This is a genomic window from Flavobacterium sp. ov086, assembly GCF_900187965.1.
Lineage (GTDB): Bacteria > Bacteroidota > Bacteroidia > Flavobacteriales > Flavobacteriaceae > Flavobacterium.
This window is the reverse complement of sequence record NZ_FZNL01000043.1, coordinates 1-11119: the sequence shown is the minus strand read 5'-3', so window position 1 is coordinate 11119 and position 11119 is coordinate 1. Positions and strand designations below refer to the sequence as shown.

At 36.1% G+C, this 11119-nt stretch carries 3 protein-coding genes and 1 pseudogene; 1 reads left to right on the top strand and 3 read right to left on the bottom strand.

The window, feature by feature from the left end; translation table 11 throughout:
- From CHB81_RS26010 to CHB81_RS26000, 3 genes and pseudogenes are all read right to left on the bottom strand, one after another.
- Positions 1-2397, bottom strand: a pseudogene (locus CHB81_RS26010) (DUF11 domain-containing protein); the annotation flags it as partial.
- A gap of 124 nt (positions 2398-2521) precedes the next feature.
- Entirely contained in the window at positions 2522-7573 is a 5052-nt protein-coding gene (locus CHB81_RS26005; protein WP_089354728.1) for a tandem-95 repeat protein, read from the bottom strand.
- A 451-nt stretch (positions 7574-8024) separates the two neighbouring features.
- Positions 8025-8498 carry a regulatory protein RecX gene (locus CHB81_RS26000; RefSeq protein ID WP_089354727.1) on the bottom strand — a complete coding sequence of 158 codons (474 nt, stop codon included), beginning with the start codon at positions 8496-8498 and terminating at the stop codon, positions 8025-8027.
- Between the two features lie 286 nt (positions 8499-8784).
- Between CHB81_RS26000 and CHB81_RS25995 the strand changes: the two genes are divergently transcribed.
- Positions 8785-11119: DUF642 domain-containing protein (locus CHB81_RS25995; RefSeq protein ID WP_141130468.1), on the top strand; the 2335-nt coding region annotated here is incomplete at its 3' end.

Here is an 11119-nt window from a genome sequence, read left to right as displayed (position 1 = left end):
TTTATAAAACTGATCATTGTTTCCGCTTATTCGCATATCATTGGTAAACTTTACTATTCCTGATCCCGAAGCTCTCATAAAGAAAGATTGACATGCAGCAATTTCGCCAGTTGGTGGAGGTCCAAAACTTCCGTTAGGTAATTTTGCACCACCTGTTCCTATTGATCCTGATAAATTAAAGGCAGCATAATCATTACTGGTGTAATCATAAGTACCACCTGCCGATGGCGTACCGCTTGGAGGAGTATTATGTGTCCAGAAATATAATGTTCCTACATCTACTGATGGCGAAGCATTGTGATTAATGTTAATAAATTTTACTGCATCTATTGCCGATGGATATGGATTTCCTATCAAACTCCAATTTGTGTTGTAAATCTGAACCGAATAATCTCCGTTATTTGGTACACCCGTAAAAGTTGCCGAATAAATTGCCGTATTAGTAATCGAAAATGTTTGTGGTGCTCTAACCGTATATCCTACACCAGGAATCATTTCTTTTGTTCCGTTTAAGTTTATATCCCATGCATTTATTGAAGAATCATAACTACTGTACTTGTCTAATAAGGTTGTCGGAGACAAGTCATGTAATGTGTATTTCGGTATTCTTGTTATCGGTGTTGACCAATAAGTAAAATCATAACGACGAACTGGTTGTGTATCTCTATGATAAATGATGTTTCCGGTATTTATATTATTAGCGGGATTAGTTTGTACTAAACTAGAATTGTTCTGAAATGTTAGTGATGCTCCAGATACAACGGTAACCGCATTTTGAATGTTTAAAGTACGTCCGGTTGGTACAACAATGTTAACCCCCGAATTAATTGTACAAGAACAGGCCTCTATATCTGCAGTTATTGTAAATGGTCCGGCAAATATTGCACTTTTGGTAGCATTTGGAGCACCAGTAGACCATGTGGTTCCGTCCCAAGTTGTTGAAGATTGATTTGCAATAGTAACTTCAGCGCTTGAAGGTGACATAAAGCAGGAGTTATAAACTTTATAAGTATATTTTCCAACCGGAATTCCTGTAAGCGTAATTGATGTTCCTGTACTGACAGTTTTAACTGATCCCGGACTTCTTTCAACTGTCCAGCTTCCGCTAGCCGGAAGATCACTTAATGTGATAGTTCCTAAAGTAGTACATGTGGTATTTGTGAAGCTAACCACTGTTGGTGGTGTTAACAAAAATATAGTTGAAGGTGTATTATTAAACTCAACGGTGTTTAGCGAAGGATCAGTTCCGGTAACTTTCCCTGTATTTATGATTTTACCTGCAGCAACATCTGCTGCTGTAATAGTATAGATCCCTGTTAAAGTTGTTTTTGTACCAACAGCCAAAGAGGCAATGGGATTTCCTGATATTGTTATTCCAGATAAGGCATCGGTAACTCTGATATCAGTTATAGGAACTTCTCCGGTATTGGTAACCTCAAAAGTGTAGTTTATTTTGTCGCCTGCTTTTCCACAAGATGTTAAGGTACCTTTTGTAATCAAAGTTAGCTCGGGTATTTTTAGCGAGTTTGTATTAAAAGCTATAAATGCACAATCAGAACTTCCGGAAAAAGTAACAACAAAACGATCTACACTTGCGGCGTTTGCTGCTGTGATACCAAATTCGCTAGTTTCAATTGCCAGCATTCTAATGTCTCTGGTTGAGGCAGGCGTAAATGCTCTGGCTGCATTATCGGCTCTAAATAAATCCAGACTATAAGTACCTATCGCTGACATTGAACCAAAATTTGTGAATAAGGCATGACCAACAATATTATTGTCTTTATCTACAAATTTGAAAGTATCTGCAGCGCCTCCAGGATCAGCAACCTGAGTTACAATTAAATCGGGAATATTATCGCCAAGGCCATTTAGATTTAAATTATTTGTACCCACTTTAAATTCAGCTGTGCCTGCTTTTATGTTCGCTATACCTGTTCCTAAAGTTAATCCGTTAATACCGTCTGTGAGTCGTGAAGCAAGTTCTGCACCTGTTGATGTTGCACCTGCTAATGGTGGAATTAATTTCGTAATAACATCATCTCCGTCTATTTTTGAGCCTTGTAAAAAATACATATTAGCCGGGTCCAGCCCTAAGGTTTGAATTTTTAATGCTCTAAATTTTTGTGGATTATAAGCAACGAGTTTTGTGTTAAGAATATTGTCATTTACACCAGTTGAATACGTTTTAGAATTCCATTCAAAAGCTAATAAATTATTTTCAGTATCAGGTCTGTTTCCTGAACCAGTTATGGCATTCGATTTCCAATAGCCGTTCCAGTCCGTATATATTGTAGTGATTTTGGTTTGGCTTGACATTTTAAAAGAAATCAGTAAAAAGAAGAATACTACTTTCGTTAGATAACGGTAGTAATGAGATAATAATGATTTGTGAGGCATGGGGAAGGCGGTTTTTTTTGGGTTGAAAATAGATTTGGAGATCTTTTTAGTTTTTTAGGTTGTGCATTACACATAAAAATCCGGCAGCTTTCACTGTCGGATTTTACATTTAATTATGGTAGGTTTAATTGAAAATTATTTTTTTGGTAGTCAGATAGTCATTATCTAAAGTAACTTTTACCAATAAAACCTGATTGCTTGATTGTAGGTTTGGTATTTGTAATTCGGCTGTTCCAATTTTCTTTTTGTTGTAAAGAAGTTGTCCGTTAATATCATAAATACTTACTTCCTTAATCGTTTCTTTGGTTGCTGTTACTTTTACTACTTTATCTTTTATCGAAACTAAAACACTATTTTCAAGATTTTCAAAATCATCGGTTCCAAGAGTTTTCTTGATGTAACTAATAGTAAAGCGATCAATAAAAGTTCCTATTGCAGTTGTAAATGTATAATTACCAGCTTGTAGATTTGTAACTGTACCAGTTGTTTTATCTTCTAAATATACTGCTTGGTTATTAAACACACCATCAGTATGATCAATTGCAATGGTGAAATCTCCTGCAACGGTAGTTTTATATCCTAACGGAACTTGGTCAGTATCCTGAAAGGGTAATGCACGTCCCTGAATAGCTAGTTTTTTTGATTCATTAATACTGTAAAAATCTATAAAACTATTTCCATTCATTGTCGTAGCATCATAATTAATGTCCCAGGAATTTGAAGCTCCTTCTATATATCCTATTAAAGCTTGTTTGAAAGCTCCTTTTACATTTGTAAGATTTAGCCATACACGATTTTTCTCTAAAGTACTCGGTTTAGCTGTTTTATAAAACTGATCATTGTTTCCGCTTATTCGCATATCATTGGTAAACTTTACTATTCCTGATCCCGAAGCTCTCATAAAGAAAGATTGACATGAAGCAATTTCGCCAGTTGGTGGAGGTCCAAAATTTCCGTTAGGTAATTTTGCACCACCTGTTCCTATTGATCCTGATAAATTAAAAACAGCATAATCATTACTGGTGTAATCATAAGTACCACCTGCCGAAGGTTTATCACTTGGAGGAGTATTGTGTGTCCAAAAGTATAATGCCCCTACATCTACAGATGGTGAAGCTTTATGATTGATATCAATGAATTTTTCGGCATCGATTGCTGATGGATACGGATTTCCTATTAAACTCCAATTTGTATTATAAAGCGGAATGGAGTAATCTCCGTTATTTGGGATACCGGTAAAAGTTGCTAAATAAATTGCCCCATTTGTTATCGAGAAATGCTGTGGTGCTCTAACAGTATAACCTACACCAGGAATCATTTCTTTTGTTCCGTTCAGGTTTATATCCCATGCATTTATTGAAGAATCATAACTGCTGTACTTGTCTAACAATGTTTCTGGCGACAATTCATGCAATGTATATGCAGGTGTTCTGGTTATTGGTGTTGACCAATACGTAAAATCATAACGACGAACTAATTCGGTATTTCTTTGCACTTGAAACGAATATGCATCACCTTGATAAGCATTTGACTCTGTACTGTTTTGTAATAATGAGGCTCCATCTTCAAGCAAAAGCTTTCCACCTGCTCCTACATTTATAGTTTCGTTAACCGTTAATGTTTTGTTAGAAGCTACGGTAAGAATTATATCTTTATCGATAGTACAAGAACAAACCTGGATGTCGTTATTTAAAGTTGTATTTTCTTTTATTCTGATAGAAGTTGTATTTGGAGAAATAGTTCCAGTGCCATTGTACTCTGTTGGAGTGTCTATAAAATTTAGGGCAATGTTAGCATCCCCGCCATCTTCCCTTAAACGTACTTCTACCGTAGAGTTTTCGTTTAAGAAATAGGTAGTTTGTCCATTTACCTCCACATTAGCATTACTATAACCATTTTGAGTAAAAATATCAACTCCATCGATGAAAATTTTTGCAACATCATCACAATTAGCCAATACCAGTTGGTAGCGTCCACATGGGAATCCTCTGCGTTTATAAGTAATCGTAAAATTATCTACCGGCATAGGGGCTCCTTGCCAATTAGAACTATAAGAAGGAGATTTTGTTTTATCCCAAAAAGCCTGAGTGTCAAAGCTTAAATTTGGATCAACATAAGTTCCTGCAAAACTTGCAGTTTGTAGATTGATATCTGGTAAATTGAAACCATAAACGTTCCATTTGTTAATTCCAAACGGAAGAGATGCATTAGGAGCTATTACAGGACCGTGTGAAAAAGATACTCGTGCAATTCCTCCTTTTTCATAATATTCCAGAATAAAATTATGTGTTCCCGCAGTTAGGGGAACCTGAGCAACATACGTTATATAACCATGGTCTGTCCATGAATCCGTTGGAGTAAGGTTAACTAAGTTTCCGTCAATGTATAATCTAACACCATCGTCTCCACCCACAGTAAAATTATAAGTGTCTGCCGTTGTCGTCGTTTGCATTAAATAGCGAACCAGGAAATTTTCGGCTGGTACAGGTCCACAAAAATTATCTGCCGCAACAGTTGCATCACCGGTTATTGTTCCGTATTGTACATCTCGTTCAAAATTAGCTTTTTCAGTAATAGTACCAACATATGTAGTTGGCGCTGGTGTTCCCGTATAAGTGTAAACGTAGCCATTCCAGTAATTAATTCCCGGTGTTAAAGCAGCCACGCAAGGAGGATCAGTAACTGTAACGTAAACAATTGCTGATGAAGTCGAGCTTCCGTTAGAAATGGTATAAACAAATGATGTTAAACCAGTAAAACCATTTGAAGGATTGAATATTATATTTTCACCGTTTACAGTCGCAGTACCATTTAAAGATTGAGTTGATATTGTTATGGGCTGTAAAGGAATTGATCCGCGTAAATCGTTTGCCAAAACCGGAATTGTCACTGCTTGGTTTCTTACTGTTGTAGCGTTGTCATAGATTGCGGTTAAAGTGTCAATGCTTGAAACTACTCCCATTATGGTTGGACCAAGTTCCCCTCCGTTATCATGTACCAGATAATAGTCTGAATAATATTGATTATTTTCATAAACATAAATTCGGATATAAACTGTCTGATTTGGGAGTGCAACAACACCCGGAGGAAAATTAACACTTACTGTTGTTTGAGTGTTTAATACTGCAGTAGTCTCTGCTATAAGAGTATTTCCATTTGCAGGGAATGTTGGATCAGTAGAATAGTGAACCTGATATTTTTTAGGTCCCGCATCCTGATCAGATGGGGATTTATAAGTGAATTTAAATTGTGTTAGGTCTAATTTATAACCTGCTTTTGGAGTAACACTTACCTGAATGTATTTGGTATAATCTAAAGCGGTAGGTATTGAGTTTATTCTAAAATTACTGTCAACGGAACTAAAAGTCATTCCGTTTGCATTGATATTTGTTGCGGTAATATTAGGATCAGAAACTGCTGCAACTGGCTGTTGTGAAGCTCCATTCCAAATTACCAAACTTGGAGTAGCGTCTTCAACTTTTACAAACACTGTACCCGTTGCTGATTGCGTTGAATTGGTTATAGTGTACTTAAAAGAAGTGTCTCCGGTAAAATCAGTTCCCGGCGTAAAAGTTATAGTTTTATCTGGATTTACTGTAGCTGTACCTTGCCCAAGGCTTGGTTGACTTGCAATTGTAATGCTCGATATGGGACTTGCGCCCGTAGTATCGTTATTTAACGTGTTGATTTTTATGGCTGTATTCTTTCTTGTAGTCACATTATCATCATTTGCATTTATGTCTGCAGGATCATAAAGTAAAACTGTACCTGTAATTGTAGGAACCGTATTTCCAGCTTGAATTGTATTGGAATTTGCTAAGAAAATAGGAGAGTTTAAATCACCGTATACATATACTTTGTATCCATAGATTCGTATGCTAAGCGTTTCGCCTGCTACCAAAGTTAGATTTGCTAAACTTAAGGATTTATTGACTTTTCCGGTTGTAGTGGCTTCATCTAGTAATAAATAACTAGTGTTAAAACCGTCTTTTGAATATCGTACCTGATATCTCTTAACATCTACATTGCCTGCCCCATTATAAGTAAAGTCAAAAGAATTCAGATTAACTTTATATCCTGTTTTTGCATTAACGGTTAGCTCAACATATTTGTTTTCGTCTTTGGCAAAGTTAGTTGGCCAACCAGCTGTTTTAAAACCTTCATTTGTTAATACTGTTAATATCGAAGCTGGTGTAGAAGTGATGTTTCCTGCGCTTATCGCTGCTGGTGCTGTAACTGTTGCAATAGCATCTGATGGTCCGTTCCATCTAACTAGAGGGTCGACTGTTGGTGCCGTTACATTTACGTTTACTGTTGCTGTAGAAGTATTTGTACCATCACCAATAGTATATGTAAAAGATGTTGCTCCGGTAAATCCCGGTGTAGGAGTAAATTTTATTGTTTTGTCAGTTGCGTTAACAACTGCTGTTCCGCCTGAATTTGTGGGTTGGGTAGCTACAGTTAGAGATGAAATAGGGTTAGTAGCTTGTGAGTCATTTGCTAAAACATTTACAAAAGTAAAATTGTTTTTTATGCTGGTTGCGGTATCGTCAAAGGCTTTAAGTGTAGGGTTGTATGCTGACACAGAGCCGTTGATTGTAGGTACAAAGTAAGAACCGTCATTTACTTGGGTATTTGAATTTAATAATCCCCATCTGGCACCAGCCCAACCTGTATTTCCTCTATCATAGGCATAGAAACGAATGTACATAGTTTCTTCCGGAAGTATATATACTCCTGTTGGGAAAGGAAGATCTACATTTGTTTTTGCAGAAATTGAAGGGTTTTGATTGTCTAATAGTAATGTTCCATTTGATGGGAAAGAGCTGTCTTTAGAATAGCGTACTTGATATTTTCTACAGCCTTGATTTCCATCATACGGATTGTAGGCAAATTTTAGGCTTGATAAATCAATTTTATAGCCAGTTTCTGCTTTTATAGAAATTTGAATGTAAGTTGCAGGATCGATTACATTTCCTGCAGGCCAGTTTGTGCCTGTAAAACCTACGTAATTTAATATTGAAAGATTAGCTCCTGACATGTCTGATGAACTAACTTGCGTTGCTGAAACTAAAACATGTGAAGCAAGCGAATTAGCGTCATCCCATTTAACAAGATCAGTTTGGGAAATCGCAAAAAAAGGTAACAATAAAAATAAAAGTAGAGTTTTCTTCATGTTAAATGTTTTCTATCAGATTGTTAGGTTGGCGGAGGATTTTTTTGCCAACGCAAAGATAGATACATCTGCGTGTTTGAAATTGAGAGGGTTTTTGGAAGGGGCAAATAATCGATGAAATGTTAAAATAGTCGATGAAATACACTTTTAAATTGGCCAAGTTGTGTTATTTCTTATAAATCAAGGGTTTAAAATATAAGAAAAATCGCAAAATAAGCTTTAAAATGAGTTTTTTTTCGAGCATTTAATTAAAAAAAAGCGAATTATGGTGCAGAATGTGCAAAAAACATGAAGATTTGTGATGGTGATTTTTCTGATAAAAAGCTAATTTTAATTTATAAGAAAAAAGAATTTTATTGGAGTCTATTGTTTTGTATTTCAGAAAGTTAATTTATTGCATTTTGGATTTTAGAAGTGGTTCTAATCAAAATTGTTAAAATGTAAAATTGAGCTACGAATTTTGCTCTAGTTCTTTTACTTTATCGTAAACTAAAAAGCTTTCATAACCACGTCTTAACATATAATCGCAGAATTTTTTTCTTTTCTTAAGAGTATCTTTTTCTCTTAAATTTTCCCAACATCTCTCAGACAATTGCTCAAAAGTTGTTTTATACTCTTCAGGAGAGATTTCTTTTAAAGCTATAGTGATATTGGTCGAAGAAATTTGTCTTGCTTTTAGCTCATTGGTTATTCTGATGGTTCCCCATTGTTTGATTCTGTGTTTTCCTCTGGCAAAACTACAGGCAAAACGGGTTTCATTTAAAAAGTTACTTTCAATTAGCTGAACAACAATTTGTTCCGTTTCATCGCTGGTCATTTTTAAGCTGTACAATTTAGAAACTACCTCGGCATGGCAGCGCTCCTGATAGGCACAAAAATGCTCCAGTTTAAGTAAGGCTTCTTTGGGAGTACAAGTTGTATTCATGAGTTTTTTCTTTCTTTTTAACTATTTGAGCTAAAAATAGTCATTTTGTTGTTAAAATTGGATATGTTTTTTTCGTTTTTCTTAAAAATTAAATCTACTAAAATGTTGTGTATGTGCAGAATTATAATATTTTTGTGCCAGAATTTGAAGAGTTATAATCTTCCTTAAAACAGGATTTTAGCTTTAATTTTTCAGTTTAAAAGCCAAATTTAAAGTATTGTATTTAAAAAACACAGTGCTATTTTGTTTCTTTTAATGCCAAAAACAAATCTAATACCACGCCTATATGATTCGAAAATTACTTACGAATAAAAAATTATTACTAAGTCTTCTTTTATTTTTTACTTTTTTACTTAATTATGGACAGTCAGCTAGTAGCTACTGTTTTTCTGAAAGAATTGGAACCTATGCACCTTTAACCGGGGCTACTTCTGTAAGTGGCTTAGGAGCTTCAGATGATGATAATATTTCTAATTCAATAGCGATTCCTTTTAATTTCTTATTTGGAGGATCAGGGTATAATCAAATTAGAGTCTCGAGTAATGGCTGGCTTAGTTTTGGAAACCCTTCAAATAATGCTACGCAAAACAATACAAATAGTGCGACTAACGCAAGTCAATCAAAACCTATTTTATTTCCTTTATGGGATGACTTGCAGAACAGAACAATTCCAAGATATGTGGTAACTGGATCTGCTCCAAATAGAATTTTTAAACTTGAATGGTTTCAACAGGAGTGGGATTACAATGCAAATAGTGATGTTATTTCTTTTCAGGTATGGCTTTATGAAACTACTAATAAAATTGAGTATTATTACAACAGTGGGGTAGGAAATGTAAATAATGGGACTTTAGGTGCTTCTATAGGGATTTATGATTCGAATGGTAGTTATTTGACGTTAAATAATATAGCAACTACACCAATTGCACAATCGTCAATTTTTACTACAAATATTAATGTTAAACCAGCAAGTGGTCAGGTTTATAGCTTTAGTCCGCCAGCACCTGTTTCACAAGCAGGAGCAGATCAATATAAAAATACTCCATTTACGTTAGCGGCCAATGCTCCGGGAAGTGGTAATACAGGAACATGGTCAATAGTGAGTGGTCCAAATCTTGCTACAAGTCAGTTTGCTAGTGGTGATACTTCAAATCCAACTTCTACATTTACACCTTCGGGATCAGGAACATGGGTGTTAAGATGGACAATAAGTAATGGTAGTGGTTGTAATACTACTGATGATGTTGTTATTTCGAATTGTTCGGGGAATTTAATTACTAATGGTGATTTTAGTAATAGTGCAACAGGGAATGATCAAGCAGTAAATTGGTCAAAAGCTACAACATTTGGGAATTATGTCGAAACTTACCCTGAGAGTTCTTACTTTGCTACTGGTAATAGTATTGGTTTTACAGCAGAATTAGACTCACAGTCATCGCTTAGACAAACGGTAACGGTTGTCCCTAATGTCTCTTATACAGTGAGTTTTATTTATGCCCGACGATCGGATCCAACAGCCCCTGCAACTGTTGCTGTTGATTTTGTTGTAATTGGGGGATCATCTCCTGCTACATTTACGAGGTTAACTACAAACAGTGCAGCTCCGCAAGTAGGTAGTTTTACCTTTACGCCTACAAGTTCTTCAATAGCCATTGAATTTTATAACTCTTTAAATGGAGGAAAAACTTATGGAACTATTATAGATAATATAGTTTTAATACCAACTTCACAAGTGGCTCCGATAGCCGGAACTTCTGGAGGTTCTTTTAATACCTCTACTTTTTGTGCGGGAGTGCCTGTTCAATTGAATGTAAGGAATGTTCCTAGTTCAGGGGTGTTTACTTATTCGTGGTCTGGATCTCCAGGAGCATCGTTTTCTTCATTGACTAGCCCTAGTCCTATTGTGACATTTAGCGGTTCTGGGATTCAGGAAGCAACTGTAGTTGTAACCACAGCAGGAGGCTGTACAAGTGCCCCTTCTACGACATATGTTAATGTAACTGCTGCTCCAACGATAACAACCGCTGCTACACCCGCAGTAGTTACGGCAGTTTGCCCGGGCGTATCAACTACCACAATGACCTATACAGGGACAACTAATAGTCCTACAAGTTATAGTATTGATTGGGCAACGCTAACGGATCAAGTATCGACTACATTTAATTTTTTAGCTGGAGGTGGCACTTTAACTGGAATTTCGATTCCAGCAGGTACAGCACCGGGGAATTATTCCGGAACAATGACATTAAAAAATGCTAATGGATGTGAAGTTACGCAGGCGATAACGATGACAATAAATCCAAATTTACCTGCGAGTGTTAGTATTGCAGCTTCACCTTTGGGAGCAATTTGTGCGGGAACTCCGGTAACTTTTACAGCTACTCCTACAAATGGAGGAACTACTCCAACCTACCAATGGTTTAAAGGATTGACTGCAGTAGGAACAGGTTCGACTTACAGTAGCAGTACTTTGGTTAATGGTGATGCTATTAAAGTTGTAATGACTTCGAATGCTAGTCCCTGTTTGACAGGAAGTCCAGCTACTTCGAATACAATAACAATGACTGTAAATCCAAATTTATCAGCAGTTGGAATCACACCAAATGCTGCTCAGGCAATAT

Bases quoted from the DNA above. Each gene is read 5' to 3' on its own strand.
- CHB81_RS26000 (WP_089354727.1), bottom strand. From the start codon at position 8,498: ATGAATACAACTTGTACTCCCAAAGAAGCCTTACTTAAACTGGAGCAT.
- CHB81_RS26005 (WP_089354728.1), bottom strand. From the start codon at position 7,573: ATGAAGAAAACTCTACTTTTATTTTTATTGTTACCTTTTTTTGCGATT.